The organism is Staphylococcus saprophyticus subsp. saprophyticus ATCC 15305 = NCTC 7292, from assembly GCF_000010125.1.
Classification (GTDB): domain Bacteria; phylum Bacillota; class Bacilli; order Staphylococcales; family Staphylococcaceae; genus Staphylococcus; species Staphylococcus saprophyticus.
In genome coordinates, this window is sequence record NC_007350.1 from 1,225,844 (window position 1) to 1,244,139 (window position 18,296).

The following is an 18,296-nucleotide window of genomic DNA, read 5'->3' on the forward strand; positions in this document are numbered from 1 at the left end:
CATGCAAAGATATTTTATAGATCAAAACGCTGATGTAAATCAGCGTTTTTGTATAACTGATCAAGGTGATATACATCATATTTCAAACGTCATGAGACATCAAGTTGATGATTATATCATTATTACATTTGCTGATCATTATGTTTATAAATGTAAACTTGTTAATATTGGTGCAGAAGGTATCATGGTTTCGTTAGAAGAACGTATTGATGTGGATACAGAATTACCACAAAATGTAACGATATGTAGTGGACTAATCAAGTCTGACAAATATGAATGGATGCTACAAAAGTCAACGGAATTAGGTGCAAGTGAATTTATTGCTGTAGGTATGAAACGTTCTGTTGTCAAGATTACAGAAAATAAAATTGCAAAGAAATTAGAGCGTTGGCAGAAGATTATCAAAGAAGCTGCAGAACAAAGTTATAGATTAGCTATTCCAACGATTCAATATCAAGCAACATTAAACGATGTACTTAAAAGTACCAAAACGTATGATTATATTCTAATTGCCTATGAGGATGCCGCTAAAAGTGGTGAAGTAAGTCAATTTAAATCGTTAGTTCAACAATTTAAACCAAATGATAAAGTATTAATTATATTTGGACCTGAAGGTGGCCTTGATGAGGATGAAGTCTCACTGTTACAAGATGTTGGTTACCAAATTGGCTTAGGTCCTAGAATTTTAAGGGCTGAAACAGCACCTTTATATGTTTTAAGTGCTTTGAGTTTCGAAAAGGATTTACACAATTAGTTTAATGTATTGATGTGTGCTAATAGCGTGTTATATGAATTATAAAGAATAAGATGATACAACGATAAAAATCCATAACCGGATAAATTTAATCATGTATTAATAGAATTTATTCAAAATAACAAAATCTGAATTTTAGTAATTGACCACATTAATCAGATATATTATACTAGATTATACATGGTTCATACCGTGTATTGATAATAAAGTTTCGTTGATATTTGGAGGGAGGGAAATACACATGTCTAAAACAGTAGTCAAAAAGAACGAATCACTTGAAGATGCGTTACGTCGTTTCAAACGTACAGTTTCTAAAAGCGGTACTATTCAAGAAGTACGTAAACGTGAATTTTACGAAAAACCTAGCGTTAAACGTAAAAAGAAATCAGAAGCTGCACGTAAACGTAAATTCAAATAATTAATAGTTTCGTTGACTCCCTCAACACCAACATTAATTATAAACCATAATAGCCTTAGTTGTTATATACAGCTAAGGCTATTATTTTTTTATAAAAAACCATTGTACTTTTTAAATCAACATATTTTTTATTATACATAGCATGTAGTACTTAACCATTATTAAAGCAAAAAGTAATAATGAAAATTTCTTTGAAGATAATAGTTTTTTATAGTGTAAACGGTATAATCGCATATTAGTTTCATGTATAATCAAATTGAGAGCGAGGTGATAGAGTGATTCTTTCAAGTAGTTTACATACAATTTTTCCTTCCAATTTAGTCGAGGATGGAAATTGGATTGATAATATAGCTAACTTTATAGTACATCCAATTGGCGCTTTGATTTTAACATGTATTATCTTTCTTGGTTTTCTATATCAATTATATTCTAATAAGATTAATGTTGTTGGTATCATATCAACGATAGCGTTATTGATATTTTTCTTAGGATTTTTTGTGAAAGGCGACGTTAATTTCTATTCTGTGATACTTTTTGGAGTAGGAGTCATATTAGTTATCATTGAATTATTTGTTGTCGGTGCGGTTATTGGCATCATTGGTATGGGTTTTATTATTTTCAGTATTATTACTTTAGGAGACAATTTAATCTTCATGATTGCTAATGTTGTCTTTGCATTAATCTTATCTATTATTGAGTGGGTGATACTTGTGAAAGGATTTAAACGCAAAATTCCATTTTTAGACAAAGTTGTACTGAAAGATTCTACAAATGCAGAGGCAGGTTACACTTCACATGAAGATCGCTCTCATTTAGTTGGAAAAACTGCAACAACATCAACGGACTTAAGACCAGCAGGGATTATTACATTAAATAATGAAAGAATCGATGCTGTTTCAGATGGTTCATTTATTTTAAGGAATAAACAGGTTACCATCTTAGAAGTTGAAGGTACACGTGTTGTTGTAAGAGAAATCGAATCATAAAGGAGAGAAAGTATGATCGGATTAATTATAATCGTCGTTATTGTATTAGTAGCATTGTTGTTGCTATTTTCATTTGTTCCAGTAGGATTATGGATTTCAGCAATTGCTGCTGGTGTTAAAGTAGGCATCGGTACTTTAGTAGGTATGAGATTACGTAGAGTATCTCCACGTAAAGTGATTTCACCGCTAATTAAAGCGCACAAAGCTGGATTGCATTTAACTACAAATCAACTTGAATCGCATTATTTAGCTGGAGGTAATGTTGATCGCGTTGTTGATGCTAATATTGCAGCGCAAAGAGCTGATATCAACTTACCATTCGAACGTGGGGCTGCTATAGATTTAGCGGGTCGTGACGTATTAGAAGCTGTACAAATGTCAGTTAATCCTAAAGTCATTGAAACACCATTTATTGCTGGTGTAGCAATGAATGGTATCGAAGTTAAAGCAAAAGCACGTATTACAGTTCGTGCCAACATTGCTCGCTTAGTTGGTGGTGCAGGTGAAGAAACAATTATCGCACGTGTTGGTGAAGGTATTGTTTCAACAATAGGTTCAAGTGAACACCATACACAAGTTCTTGAAAATCCAGATAATATTTCTAAAACTGTTTTAAGTAAAGGATTAGATTCTGGTACAGCATTTGAAATTTTATCAATTGATATTGCTGATGTTGATATTAGCAAAAATATTGGTGCAGATTTACAAACTGAACAAGCGCTTGCAGACAAGAATATTGCACAAGCTAAAGCAGAAGAACGTCGTGCGATGGCTGTAGCTCAAGAACAAGAAATGAAAGCAAAAGTACAAGAAATGCGTTCTAAAGTGGTTGAAGCAGAAGCAGAAGTACCATTGGCTATGGCTGAAGCTTTACGTTCTGGCAACTTAGGCGTAAAAGATTATTACAATTTAAAAAATGTTGAAGCTGACACAGGCATGAGAAATTCTATTAATCAACGTACGAATCAAAAAGATGATGAATCACCGGATAAATAATTAGGGGTGATTAAATGAGTATAGGTATTATTATCTTTGTAATATCTGTGATTGTGACAGTAATTGGTGCTATTAGTGATAATAGCCATAAAGAAAGACAAAACCAAAAACCACCAGTCAACAAACGGTCAAATGACCATGGAGGAGAACCACAGAAACGTGGCTTTTTTGATGAAATAGGAAAAACATTTAAAGAAATAGAGAAACAATTAAATGAAGACCCTATGTCGCAAGAACGTGAAAAACCACGCGCTCCTCAACCTACTAAGACACAAGCAGAACCGGTTGAAACACGTGCAGAAAAAATGGAAACACCGAGTCCTGAGCGCTCATCAAGAACGATGAGAACGGATAATGAAACTGAAGCTGAAAAAGCAAAACGTTCACAACAACAGCAAGATGATAAATTACAACAAGAATTAGAATCCGATTTAATAGGACAAATGCAAGATGTACGTAGTGAAATTGATCGCGAAACTGAGAAGAAGTTGCAACGAACTGAACGAAAAGCACGTGCAATTATAGCTGATAAATATTTATCAGAAAGAACAAAGCGTTTTCGTTTAAAACAACTTATGAATGCTCATGCGATACAAGGAACAGCCACAAATGAACAATTCAGGTTTGCTGAGGACGAAGTTGTTAATGGTATTATTTGGTCAGAAGTATTAGAAAGACCGAAACAATTATAATATAATTTTTTAAGTTAACGCCTTATAAATCAATGTAATTTGATGTTATAAGGCGTTTTTAATATTATAATCGTAGTAAGAACTTTTATTTATCTGATTATCACAATCATATTTATACATTATAAAGCTTTCGTTTTATTATAAAATTAGATAGAATGTAAATCTTCTGTTAAAATTAATGAAATTCTGTCCTATTCAATTCACTTTAAAATAATATATTGAGTATTCGTGATATAATAGAGATGTATAATCAATAGTTTTAAACAGTAATTGTATATTTTTATACAAGCTGATTATTTATTTGTTAACAATCATTTTGTAACTTAAAATCTAATAGGATAAAATAAAAGAAACGAATATACTTGTAAAGGAGCACCTATATGCCTGGAATTATTCAAATAAATGACATCAATGAAGCGCAAGCACTCATTGGTAATAATGATGAACACCTTAAATCAATTGAGGAAGGATTTGATGTCATTATACATGCTCGTGGTCAAGAAATTGCTGTAAAAGGAGAGCAAGTTGAGCATGTTGAAAAAGCGGAATCCGTACTAATTAATTTATTAAAAGTCATACAACAAGGTGTAACAATATCGATTAAAGATGTTGAAGCAGCAGTGAAAATGGCACAAAATGGTACGATTCAATACTTATTAGATTTATATGAAGATGAAATTACTAAAGATGCATTTGGCAAGACGATTCGTGCTAAAACAATGGGACAACGTTTATACGTAAATGCGATGCACCATAATGATTTAGTTTTTGGTGTGGGACCAGCTGGTACAGGTAAAACATTTTTAGCTGTAGTCTATGCTGCTAAACAGTTACGTAAAGGGTCAGTAAAACGCATTGTTTTGACAAGACCTGCAGTTGAAGCTGGCGAATCTTTAGGATTTCTACCAGGAGATTTAAAAGAAAAAGTAGATCCTTATCTAAGACCGCTTTATGACGGGTTAAATACTGTTTTAGGTAGAGAACAAACTGCTAGATTTATAGAAAGAGGTATCATTGAAGTTGCCCCATTAGCTTATATGAGAGGTAGAACATTAGATGATGCGTTTGTCATTTTAGATGAAGCTCAAAATACTACACATGCACAAATGAAAATGTTCTTAACTAGATTAGGATTTGGATCAAAAATGGTAGTCACTGGTGACAAAACACAAGTAGATTTACCAAAAGGTGTAAAGAGTGGTTTGAAAGAAGCGATTAAAAAATTAGAAAACGTTAAAGGTTTAAGTATTCATCATTTAGACCAAACAGATGTGGTACGTCATCCATTAGTAAGTAAAATTATTGATCGTTATGAGGGAGATGAATAAATGTTTACGATAGATTTTAGTGACCATACTAATTTAGTGAAAGAGGATTGGTTTACACAAATTGACAAGCTGCTAACGTTTGCAAAGGAACAAGAAAATATCGAAGAAGAGGCTGAATTGTCAGTTACTTTTGTAGATAAAGATGAGATTCAAGAAATTAATAAAATGTATCGAGATAAAGACAAAGTCACAGATGTTATATCTTTTGCATTAGAGGAAGATGAACCTGAAATAACTGGTATAGAAATGCCGAGAGTTTTAGGCGATATTATTATTTGTACTGATGTTGCTCAAGAACAAGCAGACTCGTACGGACATTCATTTGAAAGAGAATTGGGCTTCCTTGCATTACACGGCTTTTTACATTTATTAGGTTATGATCATATGAATGAGCAAGATGAGAAACAAATGTTCGGACGCCAAGATCAAATTCTTAATGCATACGGCTTAACTAGAGATTAGAGGCGTGTATGGATAGATTTAAATATGCATTTCAAGGCATGATAGTTTTATTAAAAAAAGATAAGAATTTCTTACTTCATCTTATTTTTGGTTTGATAGTCATTGTTTGTGGATTTATATTTCATATTACAAAAGTGGAATGGCTTTTTATATTGTTAGCGATTGGACTTGTGCTAGCATTTGAAACGATAAACACAGCTATTGAATATGTAGTCGATTTGGTAACAACGGATTATCATATTTTAGCTAAGAAAGCGAAAGACGTTGCTGCTTTTAGCGTGATTATTGCGTCTATTATAGCTGTCTTAATTGGGCTGATTGTTTTTTTACCGTATATTTTTAAATAATAGTGCAAATTCACAAAAGTTGTTTATACTTAATGAATAAAGCTTTTAATAAAATATAGTTATACACCCATTTCCATGGTGTTGAATATTGAACAGGAGAGATGAAGCAATGGCATACCAACCACATTATTTTTCAGAAGTAAGAAAAGCACAGGCAAATGCGTACGCACCCTACAGTAATTTTAAAGTTGGTGCGTATTTAAGAACGAAAGATGGCAAAGCTTATTACGGTGGTAATGTTGAAAATGCAGCTTATCCAATGGCGATTTGTGCTGAAAGATCAAGTTTAGTTGCGGCAATTGCTGATGGATACCGCCCAGGAGATTTTGAATCAATTACTGTAACTGTAGATGCAGATGAACCGTCCTCACCATGTGGCGCATGTCGACAAGTAATGAAAGAGCTTTGTGATGACGAAATGCCAGTTTATATGACCAATCATAAAGGTGATATGACAGAATTATCAGTAGGCGAGTTATTGCCTTTAGGATTTTCAGGAAAGGATTTAAATTAATGACAGAACACAAATCAGGCTTTATATCTATCATTGGTAGACCCAATGTTGGTAAATCAACCTTTGTAAATCGTGTAATAGGACATAAGATTGCGATAATGTCCGATAAAGCACAAACAACTAGAAACAAAATTCAAGGTGTCATGACACAAGAAGATGCGCAAATTATTTTCCTAGATACACCAGGTATTCATAAACCTAAGCACAAATTAGGAGATTATATGATGCGCGTTGCGACGAATACACTATCTGAAATAGATGCCATTATGTTTATGGTAAACGTCAATGAGGATATTGGTAGAGGCGACGAATATATTATGGAAATGCTAAAAACAATCAAAACGCCAGTATTTTTAGTGTTAAATAAGATTGACTTGGTTCATCCCGATGAATTAATGCCTAGAATTGAAAAATATAAAAAATATATGGATTTTACAGAAATCGTACCTATTTCTGCACTTGAAGGCTTAAATGTAGATCATTTTATTAATGTTATAAAATCATATTTACCAGAAGGCCCTAAATATTATCCTGATGATCAAATATCAGATCATCCAGAACAATTTGTTGTTGGAGAACTGATAAGAGAGAAAATTTTACATTTAACAAGTGAAGAAATTCCTCATGCGATTGGTGTTAATGTAGACCGTATGATTAAAGAAGATGAAGATAGAGTGAGAATTGAAGCTACTATTTACGTAGAAAGAGATTCTCAAAAAGGGATTGTCATTGGTAAAGGCGGTAAAAAATTAAAAGAGGTTGGTAAACGTGCGCGTCAAGATATAGAGCGTTTATTAGGCTCGAAAGTTTACTTGGAACTATGGGTTAAAGTACAAAAAGACTGGCGAAATAAAGTTAATTTCATTCGCCAAATGGGTTATTTAGAAGATAGAGATTAAGTTAAAGTTGAAAGTCGGTGAATTCGTGTGTTAATCAAACAAAAAGGGATTATTATAAAAACCATTGATTATGGCGAATCCGATAAAATTATAACTATCTTAAATGAATATGGTGCTAAAGTCCCACTTATGGTAAGAAGAGCCAAGAAAAGTAAGAGCGGCTTGCAGGCTAATACGCAATTATTTGTGTATGGCTTGTTTATTTATTCAAAGTGGAAAGGTATGGGCACCTTAAGTTCAGTTGATGTCATTGACCAAAATTACCATCTGCGACTAGATATATATGAAAGTAGCTATGCAAGTTTGTGTACTGAAACGATCGACCGTTCCATGGAAACAGATGGAATCTCTAAAAATAGTTACGAATTATTGCATTTTGTATTAGATAAGATTAGGCAGGGGATTTCAGCACAACTCATGTCAGTTGTTGTATTGTTAAAATGTATGACAAAATTTGGATTTAATGCAGTATTTGACAGATGTGTGATAACTCAAAGTGAAGATCAATCAAAATTAGTCGGTTATAGTTTTAAATATGATGGTGCAATTTCTGAAAATGTTGCATATAAAGATACACACGCATTTCAGTTATCAAACAAAACGTTGTATTTATTAGATATCCTTCAGAAGTTACCAATTAATCAAATGAGTTCATTGAGCATACACGAAACAATTGTCGATGAAATGTCAGAACTTGTTATCTTATTGTATAAAGAGTATGCGGGTATGTATTTCAAAAGTCAAAAACTAATTAATCAATTATATCGATTAGATAACTTATAATAATTATTTATATTCAAACCTATTGGCCCAGACCATAGGTTTGTTTTTTTTATATAAAAAAATGGGACAAGAAAAATTAATCCATTACAATGAAATAATCTTAGTTTCTTGTCCCATAAATATTTAAATTGCTATTTAAGTTTTATTTGATTTTGAATATATCATTCTTAAAATTAAAATTTAACTTTTTCAGCTAAGAATGATTTTAATTCAGTGATTGGCATACGAACTTGCTCCATTGTATCACGGTCACGAACTGTAACCTTTTCATCTTCTAAAGAATCAAAATCAAAAGTGATACAGTATGGTGTTCCAATTTCATCTTGACGACGGTAACGTTTACCAATTGATTGTGATTCATCAAAATCAATTGCAAAATCAGCGCTTAATTCTTCGAACACTTTAATTGCATCGCCTGATAATTTTTTACTTAATGGTAATACAGCTGCTTTATATGGTGCAAGTGCAGGGTGGAAGTGAAGTACTGTTCTTGAATCTTTGCTTCCTTCGACTCCTTCTTCATCATAAGCATCACATAAAAATGCTAAAGTAACACGGTCAGCACCTAATGAAGGCTCTATACAGTAAGGGATATATTTTTCTCCTGTTTCTTGATCGTGATATTGGAAATCTTCACCAGAATGTTCACTATGTTTTTTCAAGTCAAAATCCGTACGACTCGCGATACCCCAAAGTTCACCCCAACCAAATGGGAAACGATATTCGATATCAGTAGTCGCATTTGAATAGTGAGACAATTCATCTGCATCGTGATCACGTAAACGCGTTGCTTCTTCGCTTAAATTTAAATCTTTAAGCCATTGACTCGCGAATGTTTTCCAATAATTTTGCCATTCAATTTCTTCACCAGGTTTACAGAAGAATTCCAATTCCATTTGTTCGAATTCACGTGTTCTAAAGATAAAGTTACCAGGCGTAATTTCATTACGGAATGATTTACCGATTTGTCCTATACCAAAAGGTAATTTTTTACGCATAGTACGTTGTACATTTTTATAGTTAACAAAAATACCTTGTGCAGTTTCAGGGCGTAGGAAAATTTCGTTAGTAGAATCTTCAGTAACCCCTTGGAAAGTCTTAAACATAAGGTTGAATTGACGAATATCAGTCCAATTCGCTGTGCCACTTACAGGACAAACGATACCTTCTTCATCAATAATGCGTTTCATTTCATCAAAGCTTAAACCGTCAGCGACAAAGTTTTCGTCACCTTTTTCATTTAACATGTAGTCTTCAATGATTTTATCTGCACGATAACGAATTTTACTATCTTTGTTATCGATCATCGGATCATTAAAATTACCTAAATGACCTGATGCTTCCCAAGTTTTAGGGTTCATTAAAATTGCAGCATCAATACCAACATTATATGGTGATTGTGTAATGAATTTTTGCCACCATGCCTTTTTAACATTATTTTTTAATTCGACACCAAGTGGGCCGTAGTCCCATGTATTTGATAGACCACCATAAATGTCACTACCAGGGAATACAAAACCTCTATGTTTTGCTAATGAGACGATTGTTTCCATATCTTTTGTCATTAAATATAACTCTCCTTTTTTACATAAAAACGCCCCAAGACACAGAATAAGCCAAAAAGTTTAATCTATATCTTGGGACGAGTTAATCTTTTTAATCACATATGTAATATATGTGTTTATTTACTAGATTCATGTTAACCCGCGGTTCCACCCAAATTAGTGTGTACACTCGCTTTTAACTATCATTTAATTTTAGCCATTGTTACTTGTTAAGCTTTCACCATCCTTAACTCGCTTTAAGTCTAATTTTAATGTATTGATAGTTTATAAGCAAGTAAATATATGTATTTGTAGCAATTAAAAATTCAATGTATAATTAAGAAGAATGAATAAAGGGGTGAGTGTTATAGAACTAAGTAAAAGGCAACAACAAATAATTGAAATAGTAAAGAGTAATGGGCCTATTACAGGAGAACATATTGCTGATCGTCTGAGCTTGACTAGAGCTACATTGCGACCGGATTTAGCCATATTAACAATGTCTGGCATATTAGAAGCTCGACCACGTGTAGGTTATTATTATTCTGGCAAACCTCAGAATAAATTAATTGCGGATGAATTGAAGCAATATGTTGTGAAAGATTATGCGTCTCACCCTGTCGTCGTTAAAAGTGAGACGTCAGTTTATGATGCAATTTGCACCATATTTTTAGAAGATGTCAGCACATTGTTTGTTATTAATAGTGATGGTGACTTTATGGGTGTTTGTTCTCGTAAAGATTTACTGAGAGCTTCTATGATTGGTGATGATATACATACAATGCCAGTTAATATTATTATGACACGAATGCCGAATTTGAGTTTTGTACTTGAAGGTGAGAAAGTCATACATGCAGCAAATCTTATGATCGAAAAAGAAATTGATTCATTACCAATTGTAGTAAAGAAAGATAATGATAAATATGAAGTTAAAGGTCGTATTTCTAAAACTACGATCACTAAAATCTTTGTATCCTTACTAAATGAATAGGTGGTTTTAAGTAAATGAAAAATATTCAAATAATCGTGGCATCCGACTCAGTAGGTGAAACAGCCGAACTTGTAGCAAGAGCTTGCATTTCACAATTTAATCCTAAACAATGTGAAAGTGAAATAAGTAGGTATCCCTATATAGAAGCACTAGAAAATGTGGATGAAGTGATTTCAGTAGCAAAAGATACCGAAGCGATAGTGGTATATACACTAGTTAAACCAGAAATTAGAAAATACATGGAAGCGAAATTAGCAGAATTTAAAATTAAAGCAGTGGATATTATGGGGCCACTAATGAATATTTTATTAGATCAAATAGATGAAAAGCCGTATTTTGAACCAGGTTTAGTCCATCAACTAGATGAAGCTTATTTCAAAAAAATTGATGCAATTGAATTTGCAGTTAAATATGACGATGGTAAAGATCCAAAAGGTTTATTCAAGGCTGACATTGTATTGTTAGGGATTTCAAGAACGTCTAAGACGCCGTTATCACAATATCTAGCACATAAAAGTTACAAAGTTATGAATATTCCAATCGTACCTGAAGTAACACCTCCAGATGATTTATTTAATATAGATTCTTCTAAATGTATCGCTTTAAAAATTAGTGAAGAAAAATTAAATAGAATTCGTAAAGAAAGACTCAGACAACTTGGCTTAGGTGAAAGTGCAAGATATGCTACTGAACAACGCATAGAAGAAGAGCTGAATTATTTCCATGAATTAGTTGATAAAATTGGTTGTCCTATAATTGATGTTTCAGATAAGGCTATTGAAGAAACAGCAAATGATATTATCAGTCTTATTGAGCAAAATAATTTCAAAAATTAACGAAAACAATTATAATAGTATGACTAATGTTTAATAGGTGATAATATTGAGAATCGATCAATCCACGATAAATGAAATAAAAGATAAAACGGATATACTTGATTTAGTTAGTGAGTATGTGAAGTTAGAGAAGAGAGGACGCAATTATATAGGTTTGTGTCCTTTTCATGATGAAAAAACACCCTCATTTACAGTTTCTGAAGATAAACAAATTTGTCACTGCTTCGGTTGTAAAAAAGGTGGTAATGTTTTTCAATTCACACAAGAAATTAAAGATATCCCATTTACAGAAGCAGTAAAAGAATTAGGTGAACGTGTAAATATTAAAGTTGAAACCGATCAAAGTTATGCTAATCAAGACAATGGGCATCAAGTCGCTTCAGATGATTTAAAAATGATTGAAATGCATGAATTAATGCAAGATTATTACCATTACGCACTGAAGAAAACTGTTGAAGGTGAAGCGGCATTAAATTATTTAAAAGAACGTGGTTTTACAGATGAATTAATAGATGCAAGAAAAATTGGTTATGCACCTAATAATGCGCATTTCTGTCATGATTTTTTAAAGAAAAAAGAATATGACATTGAACTAGCTTATGAATCTGGTTTGTTGTCACGAAATGAAGAGAATTTTAGTTATTATGATCGATTTCGTGATCGTATCATGTTTCCATTAAATAATGCACAAGGAAGAACTGTTGGTTATTCTGGTAGAACATATACAAATCAAGAGCCAAAATATTTAAATAGTCCAGAAACACCCATATTTCAAAAGCGAAGATTACTTTACAATGTAGATAAAGCAAGAAAATCAATACGTAAAAATGATGAAATTATTTTATTAGAAGGCTTTATGGATGTAATCAAATCAGATCAAGCAGGATTGAAACAAGTTGTTGCTAGTATGGGTACACAGATTTCAAATGAACATATTGCCTTTATAAAGAAATTAACAACAAATGTCACTTTGATGTTCGACGGTGATTTTGCGGGTACTGAAGCTACTTTGAAATCAGGACAGGCTCTATTACAACAAGGCTTTAACGTCTTTGTAGTACAACTTCCTAAAAATATGGACCCTGATGAATATATTGGTAAACATGGCGCAGACGCTTTTAATTATTATGTTGAACATGAGAAGAAGTCCTTCATCATTTACAAAATTCACACGCATCAAGACGAAATAGAAAACAATGATCTAGCATATGAAAGATATTTAAAAGAGATAACTAATGATATTTCATTTATGCAATCAACGATTTTACGCAAAAAAATATTGCAAGAAGTATCTGAATTGTTTAAAGTTAGCTTGGATAGTCTAAATAATGAAGTAGGACAGCAACAAGATTATTATCAGCCACACAATTATCAAATACCCACTGTTCCTGAATTTAATAATTTGAGCAAACATGAAAAAGCAGAACGTGCTTTATTAAAACATTTTATGAACGATAAAGACACTTTCTTGAATTATCATAAATTACTTCAAACAGAGGACTTTACAAATCAATATTTTAAGCGTATATTTAATGTTTTACATGAGTTTTACTCTGAAAATGATACGTTTAATATTAGTGATGTGTTACAGTATATCGATATCAATGAAATCAAAGAAGCATTTATATCATTAGATAATTATATGATAAATGAAGAACCTTATGAATATGAGATTGACGATTATATAAATACACTGACATCTAATAGAAATGAAGAAACGATTGAATCGCTTAATCAAAAGTTGCGGGAAGCTTCAAGGTTAGGTGATTTAGAACTGCAAAAATATTATTTAGAAAAAATTGTAAATCACAATAAAAATAGAATGAATTAATTTTTTATGTATTTGTCTGTATATTTATTTATATGGGGTTGCTAAAATGTATACTAAGTAAATATTTTGAGTAGATTTCACTAATTTTATCTATAAAAATATTTTGATATCAATTTGATATTATATTCGGGAGGCCATTTCATGTCTGGAAATAACGTTAAAGTTAAAAAACAAACGATTGATCCATCTCTAACTTTAGAAGATGTAAAAAAACAATTAATTGAAAAAGGTAAAAAAGAAGGGCACCTTAGTCATGAAGAAATTGCAGAAAAACTGCAAAATTTCGAAATGGATTCTGATCAAATGGACGAATTATTTGATCAATTAACTGATAATGACATAAGTTTAGTTAATGAAAAAGATAGTTCAGATAAAGATTCCAAATTAAATCCAAATGATTTAAGTGCACCTCCAGGCGTAAAAATAAATGATCCAGTGCGTATGTATTTAAAAGAAATCGGACGAGTAAATTTATTAAACGCTCAAGAAGAAATTGAATTGGCGAAAAAAATTGAGCAGGGCGATGAAGTTGCGAAATCTCGATTAGCTGAAGCCAATTTACGACTTGTAGTTAGTATTGCTAAAAGATATGTAGGTCGTGGCATGCTTTTCCTTGACCTTATTCAAGAAGGTAATATGGGTTTAATCAAAGCAGTAGAAAAGTTCGATTTTAATAAAGGATTTAAATTTTCAACTTATGCAACTTGGTGGATTCGTCAAGCAATCACTCGTGCGATTGCTGACCAAGCACGTACAATTCGTATACCGGTACACATGGTAGAAACAATTAACAAATTAATTCGTGTTCAAAGACAATTATTACAAGATTTAGGTAGAGATCCTGCACCTGAAGAAATAGGGGAAGAAATGGATTTACCACCAGAAAAAGTAAGAGAAATCTTAAAAATTGCTCAAGAACCTGTATCACTTGAAACACCAATTGGTGAAGAAGATGATAGTCATTTAGGTGATTTTATTGAGGACCAAGAGGCTCAAAGTCCTTCTGATCATGCGGCCTATGAATTGTTAAAAGAACAATTAGAAGATGTCTTAGATACATTGACGGACCGTGAAGAAAATGTACTACGCTTACGTTTTGGTTTGGATGATGGACGTACGCGCACATTAGAAGAAGTAGGTAAAGTATTTGGCGTTACTAGAGAACGTATTCGTCAAATAGAAGCAAAAGCGCTTAGAAAACTAAGACACCCAAGCAGAAGTAAACGTCTAAAAGACTTTATGGACTAACAAGTAATATAAACATAAATTGGAAACCACACGTTATTGTGTATAAATTGTTAAAGCAATGACTGACTGATTTCTAAATTCACTCACGCTAAGTATTTTGAAATCAATTTATCTTTGTAGGGGGCGGGCATACGAAATCTAATTACATTTTTAGATTTCAATCCCGCTCCTTTTTTACATATATCAGAGGAGTAACAATATGATTCCATTAAATCAGAGATTAAAAAAAGTAAGTACTTTTATTCAAGGTAATTGTTTAGCTGACATTGGATCAGATCACGCCTACCTACCAATTTATGCCATTGAAAATCATTTAATTGATTCTGCAATTGCTGGGGAAGTGATTAAAGGACCATTTGATGCGTCTATTCGCAATGTACGAGATTATAAACTGAGTCATGAAATTGATGTTAGGCTCGGAGATGGCTTAACTGTTATAAGACCCGAAGACCATGTCACTTCTGTATCAATTTGTGGCATGGGTGGTCCATTAATCGCTAAAATATTAAATGAAGGCACTGAAAAATTAGAAAACAAACCTAGACTGATATTACAAAGTAATATTCAATCTAGTGCAATACGTGAGCAACTATTAAAGTTAAACTACACTATAATCGCAGAAGAAATTTTGGAAGAAAAAGGTCACATCTATGAAATACTTGTTGCTGATTATAATAATCATTGTGAACCTATGACTGAACAAGAAATAAAATTTGGCCCAAAATTACTCCAAAATAAAACCCCATTATTTTATAAAAAATGGAAACGCGAACATGACGCATTGTTAAAAATAAAAAGTAATTTGAATCCAAATGTACATACAGAACGTTTAAGAGAAATTGATAAGGATATTAATTTAATTAATGAGGTGATTTAAATGAACATAGAAAATTTACTGAATATCATTAATAAGCATGTTCCATTTGCTTCTGCTGAATCTTGGGATAATGTAGGATTGTTAATTGGCAATAAAAGCGCAACGATTTCAGGCATTATGACTGCACTTGATTGTACTGAAGAAGTAGTAGATGACGCATTAAAAAATCACTGTAATACCATTATTTGTCACCATCCACTTATTTTCAAAGGAATCAAACAAATAACACAAGATGATGGTTATGGTGCAATTTTAAGAAAATTAATTAAACATGATATAAATGTCATTGCACTACATACAAATTTAGATGTTTACCCTAAAGGCGTTAATGCAATGCTTGCCAATAAACTTAAGTTAAATCATCAACGTATTTTAAATCCTGAGTTACGCTCCTATTATAAAGTTCAAGTCTTTATTCCTAAAGAAAATTTAATAGACTTTAAAAATAAATTAAGTGAAGCAGGATTAGCAGAAGAAGGGGATTATCAATATTGTTTCTTTGAAACCCCAGGAAATGGACAATTCAAACCGATTGAGGGTGCCAATCCGCACATTGGTGAATTAGACCAAATTTCATCTGTTGAAGAATATAAATTAGAATTTATGATTGATTATAATCAGAAACAACTAGCTCAACAACTTATAATGCAACACCATCCATATGAAACACCTGTATTTGATTTTATAGAATTACAAAAAGAAGCAGATTATGGCTTGGGAATGCTTGGTGAATTGGAAGAAACGATGAATACAATGGCATTTGTAAACCATGTGAAAACGAATTTGAAAATGCCTAGTGTTAGATTTACAGGTAATTTAGATGCAGACATTAAAACAGTAGCAATTATTGGTGGTTCAGGTATTGGATTTGAATTTGACGCTATAAATAAAGGTGCAGATATATTTGTAACAGGAGACATAAAACACCATGATGCTTTAGATGCAAAAATCGCAGGTATGAATCTATTAGATATTAATCATTACAGTGAATATGTAATGAAAGAAGGTTTATGTGAGTTATTAGTAGATTGGTTAAATAATGAAACAGAAGATTTTAAAATTATAGCGTCAAAACTTAATACAGATCCCTTCAACTATCTATAATTAAAATTTTAAAAATTTATAGGTTATCTTAAACCAAAATATGCCCGAATCAATAGAAACAACAAATAGTAAAATACTATATGAATTATTAGGGATACTTTTTTATGGTAGATACACTAAATAAGTTAATAAGTGGTTGAGATATAAATAAGTATCTCAACCATTTTAAATGCTGTAGAGTAAAAAGTAAGATTGTTCTGCGAAATTATTTTGATAAGGTGCGTATTTCTCTACAAAGACTACTTAAAGGTTCAAAGTCAGATTCCAAATCAATAATTTAGTTCAAAATTATAGTGTTTTGCTTTATAATAGACAAGATGAAGATTTAAGGAGGCCAAGACATGGCAAATCACCCATTTGAAAAATTTAATTTAGAAGCAGGTCTTATAGATGCTGTGAAAGATTTGAATTTTAATCAACCGACTGAAATACAGACACGTGTCATACCAAAGATAATTAAACAAGTGAATTTAATTGGTCAATCACAAACAGGCACAGGAAAATCACATGCGTTTTTATTACCATTATTAAATTCAATCGATACAGACTATAAAGAACCACAAGCAATAGTTGTTGCACCAACACGTGAACTAGCACAACAACTATTTGATGTAGCAAGTCATTTAACAAGATTCAAAGAAGACGTATCTGTAAAACTCTTCATTGGCGGCACAGATATCGAAAAAGATCGTAGCCGAGTTAAGAACCAACCGCAACTTATCATAGGCACACCAACTCGAATTAACGATTTAGCTAAACATGGGGATTTACATGTACACTTAGCTTCTTATTTGGTGATTGATGAAGCAGATTTAATGATTGATTTAGGACTAATAGATGAAGTGGATTACGTAGCAACAAGACTAGATGAAAATGCACATATTGCAGTATTTAGTGCAACTATTCCTAAGTCATTGCACCCATTTTTAAATAAATATTTAGAAAATCCAGAATTTGTAGAAATTGAAAACACAGAAAAAAATAAGAAAAATATCGAATTTTATTTAATACCTACAAAAGGTGAAGCAAAAATAGAAAAAACACTAAAACTGATCGATATATTAAATCCATATTTATGTATTATATTCTGTAACAGTAGAGATAGTGCAGATGAATTAGCAAAACAATTAAATGCTGCTGGTTTAAAATTAGGGATGATTCACGGTGGTCTTACACCTAGAGAACGTAAACAACAAATGAAAAGAATTAGAAATTTAGAATTCCAATTTGTGATTGCAAGTGATTTAGCTTCACGTGGTATAGATATTGACGGTGTAAGCCATGTAATTAACTTCGATGTGCCTAATGATATTGATTTCTTTACACATAGAGTTGGACGTACAGGACGTGGTCAATACAAAGGTGTAGCAATTACATTGTACAGTCCTGATGAAGAGCATAATATTGCATTAATTGAGCAAAGAGGTTATAAATTCGAAAATGTAGATATCAAAGACGATGAATTAAAACCAATAAAAGCGCATAATATGCGACAAACGCGTAAAAATAAAGACGATCACTTAACAAATCAATTGAAATATAAAGTTAAAACGAATAAGAAAAAAGTAAAGCCAGGCTATAAGAAAAAATTCAAAAGAGATTTAGATGATTTAAAACGTAAGGAACGTAAACAATTTAGTAAACAGAAAAGTCGTCAAGATAGAAAAAATAGAAAAGGATAGGTGA

General features: G+C 32.1%; 19 protein-coding genes. 18 read left to right on the forward strand and 1 reads right to left on the reverse strand.

What is annotated here, in order from left to right; translation table 11 throughout:
* Window position 1 precedes the first annotated feature (1 nt).
* The 11 genes from SSP_RS06005 to recO all read left to right on the forward strand — a co-directional run bounded on the left by SSP_RS06005 (window position 2) and on the right by recO (window position 8,179).
* Window positions 2–754: a 16S rRNA (uracil(1498)-N(3))-methyltransferase gene (locus SSP_RS06005; RefSeq protein ID WP_011302995.1), complete on the forward strand. Its 753-nt coding sequence runs from the start codon at window positions 2–4 to the stop codon at window positions 752–754.
* Window positions 755–995: 241 nt separating this feature from the next.
* Window positions 996–1,172 (forward strand): 30S ribosomal protein S21, encoded by a 177-nt coding sequence (gene rpsU / locus SSP_RS06010; protein ID WP_002483157.1) that lies wholly within the window; start codon window positions 996–998, stop codon window positions 1,170–1,172.
* Between the two features lie 275 nt (window positions 1,173–1,447).
* A complete protein-coding gene (locus SSP_RS06015) occupies window positions 1,448–2,158 on the forward strand; it encodes an NfeD family protein (protein ID WP_011302996.1) in 711 nt (236 codons plus the stop codon).
* 12 nt (window positions 2,159–2,170) lie between these two features.
* Window positions 2,171–3,154, forward strand: a complete 984-nt coding sequence (floA, locus tag SSP_RS06020) for a flotillin-like protein FloA (protein ID WP_011302997.1) — start codon at window positions 2,171–2,173, stop codon at window positions 3,152–3,154.
* A gap of 14 nt (window positions 3,155–3,168) precedes the next feature.
* Window positions 3,169–3,846: a hypothetical protein gene (locus SSP_RS06025; RefSeq protein ID WP_011302998.1), complete on the forward strand. Its 678-nt coding sequence runs from the start codon at window positions 3,169–3,171 to the stop codon at window positions 3,844–3,846.
* Between the two features lie 380 nt (window positions 3,847–4,226).
* The gene (locus SSP_RS06030) at window positions 4,227–5,174 is read left to right on the forward strand and encodes a PhoH family protein (RefSeq protein WP_002483161.1); all 948 of its coding nucleotides are present in this window, start codon (window positions 4,227–4,229) and stop codon (window positions 5,172–5,174) included.
* A complete protein-coding gene (gene ybeY, locus SSP_RS06035; RefSeq protein ID WP_011302999.1) occupies window positions 5,175–5,636 on the forward strand; it encodes an rRNA maturation RNase YbeY in 462 nt (153 codons plus the stop codon). It begins immediately after the preceding gene.
* An 8-nt stretch (window positions 5,637–5,644) separates the two neighbouring features.
* A complete protein-coding gene (locus SSP_RS06040; RefSeq protein WP_011303000.1) occupies window positions 5,645–5,983 on the forward strand; it encodes a diacylglycerol kinase family protein in 339 nt (112 codons plus the stop codon).
* A 109-nt stretch (window positions 5,984–6,092) separates the two neighbouring features.
* Window positions 6,093–6,497 carry a cytidine deaminase gene (cdd, locus tag SSP_RS06045; RefSeq protein ID WP_002483164.1) on the forward strand — a complete coding sequence of 135 codons (405 nt, stop codon included), beginning with the start codon at window positions 6,093–6,095 and terminating at the stop codon, window positions 6,495–6,497.
* The gene (gene era, locus SSP_RS06050) at window positions 6,497–7,396 is read left to right on the forward strand and encodes a GTPase Era (protein WP_011303002.1); all 900 of its coding nucleotides are present in this window, start codon (window positions 6,497–6,499) and stop codon (window positions 7,394–7,396) included. Before cdd ends, era begins: the two co-directional genes overlap by 1 nt.
* A gap of 27 nt (window positions 7,397–7,423) precedes the next feature.
* The gene (recO, locus tag SSP_RS06055; RefSeq protein ID WP_011303003.1) at window positions 7,424–8,179 is read left to right on the forward strand and encodes a DNA repair protein RecO; all 756 of its coding nucleotides are present in this window, start codon (window positions 7,424–7,426) and stop codon (window positions 8,177–8,179) included.
* A 173-nt stretch (window positions 8,180–8,352) separates the two neighbouring features.
* On the opposite strand, the gene SSP_RS06060 is transcribed toward recO, so the two are convergent.
* Window positions 8,353–9,744, reverse strand: coding sequence for a glycine--tRNA ligase (locus SSP_RS06060; RefSeq protein ID WP_002483167.1), 1,392 nt, complete (start codon window positions 9,742–9,744; stop codon window positions 8,353–8,355).
* 325 nt (window positions 9,745–10,069) lie between these two features.
* Here SSP_RS06060 and SSP_RS06065 point away from each other — a divergent pair, with 325 nt between their 5' ends.
* From SSP_RS06065 to SSP_RS06095, 7 genes are all read left to right on the forward strand, one after another.
* Entirely contained in the window at window positions 10,070–10,714 is a 645-nt protein-coding gene (locus SSP_RS06065; RefSeq protein WP_075345136.1) for a helix-turn-helix transcriptional regulator, read from the forward strand.
* Window positions 10,715–10,728: 14 nt separating this feature from the next.
* The gene (locus SSP_RS06070; protein WP_011303005.1) at window positions 10,729–11,550 is read left to right on the forward strand and encodes a pyruvate, water dikinase regulatory protein; all 822 of its coding nucleotides are present in this window, start codon (window positions 10,729–10,731) and stop codon (window positions 11,548–11,550) included.
* A 46-nt stretch (window positions 11,551–11,596) separates the two neighbouring features.
* Window positions 11,597–13,381, forward strand: a complete 1,785-nt coding sequence (gene dnaG / locus SSP_RS06075) for a DNA primase (protein ID WP_011303006.1) — start codon at window positions 11,597–11,599, stop codon at window positions 13,379–13,381.
* A 141-nt stretch (window positions 13,382–13,522) separates the two neighbouring features.
* On the forward strand, window positions 13,523–14,629 hold the full coding sequence (gene rpoD / locus SSP_RS06080) for an RNA polymerase sigma factor RpoD (RefSeq protein WP_011303007.1): 1,107 nt from the start codon (window positions 13,523–13,525) through the stop codon (window positions 14,627–14,629).
* 199 nt (window positions 14,630–14,828) lie between these two features.
* Entirely contained in the window at window positions 14,829–15,506 is a 678-nt protein-coding gene (locus tag SSP_RS06085) for a tRNA (adenine(22)-N(1))-methyltransferase (protein ID WP_011303008.1), read from the forward strand.
* Window positions 15,507–16,610: a Nif3-like dinuclear metal center hexameric protein gene (locus SSP_RS06090; RefSeq protein ID WP_011303009.1), complete on the forward strand. Its 1,104-nt coding sequence runs from the start codon at window positions 15,507–15,509 to the stop codon at window positions 16,608–16,610. It abuts the gene before it with no gap.
* Window positions 16,611–16,951: 341 nt separating this feature from the next.
* Window positions 16,952–18,292, forward strand: a complete 1,341-nt coding sequence (locus SSP_RS06095; RefSeq protein ID WP_011303010.1) for a DEAD/DEAH box helicase — start codon at window positions 16,952–16,954, stop codon at window positions 18,290–18,292.
* Window positions 18,293–18,296 lie beyond the last annotated feature (4 nt).

What these genes read in the sequence shown, in the direction of transcription:
- rpoD (WP_011303007.1), top strand. Translation starts at nt 13,523, where the DNA reads ATGTCTGGAAATAACGTTAAAGTTAAAAAACAAACGATTGATCCATCT.
- rpsU (WP_002483157.1), top strand. Translation starts at nt 996, where the DNA reads ATGTCTAAAACAGTAGTCAAAAAGAACGAATCACTTGAAGATGCGTTA.
- era (WP_011303002.1), top strand. Translation starts at nt 6,497, where the DNA reads ATGACAGAACACAAATCAGGCTTTATATCTATCATTGGTAGACCCAAT.
- SSP_RS06070 (WP_011303005.1), top strand. Translation starts at nt 10,729, where the DNA reads ATGAAAAATATTCAAATAATCGTGGCATCCGACTCAGTAGGTGAAACA.
- SSP_RS06060 (WP_002483167.1), bottom strand. Translation starts at nt 9,744, where the DNA reads ATGACAAAAGATATGGAAACAATCGTCTCATTAGCAAAACATAGAGGT.
- SSP_RS06030 (WP_002483161.1), top strand. Translation starts at nt 4,227, where the DNA reads ATGCCTGGAATTATTCAAATAAATGACATCAATGAAGCGCAAGCACTC.
- SSP_RS06040 (WP_011303000.1), top strand. Translation starts at nt 5,645, where the DNA reads ATGGATAGATTTAAATATGCATTTCAAGGCATGATAGTTTTATTAAAA.
- ybeY (WP_011302999.1), top strand. Translation starts at nt 5,175, where the DNA reads ATGTTTACGATAGATTTTAGTGACCATACTAATTTAGTGAAAGAGGAT.
- SSP_RS06085 (WP_011303008.1), top strand. Translation starts at nt 14,829, where the DNA reads ATGATTCCATTAAATCAGAGATTAAAAAAAGTAAGTACTTTTATTCAA.
- cdd (WP_002483164.1), top strand. Translation starts at nt 6,093, where the DNA reads ATGGCATACCAACCACATTATTTTTCAGAAGTAAGAAAAGCACAGGCA.
- SSP_RS06005 (WP_011302995.1), top strand. Translation starts at nt 2, where the DNA reads ATGCAAAGATATTTTATAGATCAAAACGCTGATGTAAATCAGCGTTTT.
- SSP_RS06025 (WP_011302998.1), top strand. Translation starts at nt 3,169, where the DNA reads ATGAGTATAGGTATTATTATCTTTGTAATATCTGTGATTGTGACAGTA.
- SSP_RS06090 (WP_011303009.1), top strand. Translation starts at nt 15,507, where the DNA reads ATGAACATAGAAAATTTACTGAATATCATTAATAAGCATGTTCCATTT.
- SSP_RS06065 (WP_075345136.1), top strand. Translation starts at nt 10,070, where the DNA reads ATGAATAAAGGGGTGAGTGTTATAGAACTAAGTAAAAGGCAACAACAA.
- SSP_RS06095 (WP_011303010.1), top strand. Translation starts at nt 16,952, where the DNA reads ATGGCAAATCACCCATTTGAAAAATTTAATTTAGAAGCAGGTCTTATA.
- floA (WP_011302997.1), top strand. Translation starts at nt 2,171, where the DNA reads ATGATCGGATTAATTATAATCGTCGTTATTGTATTAGTAGCATTGTTG.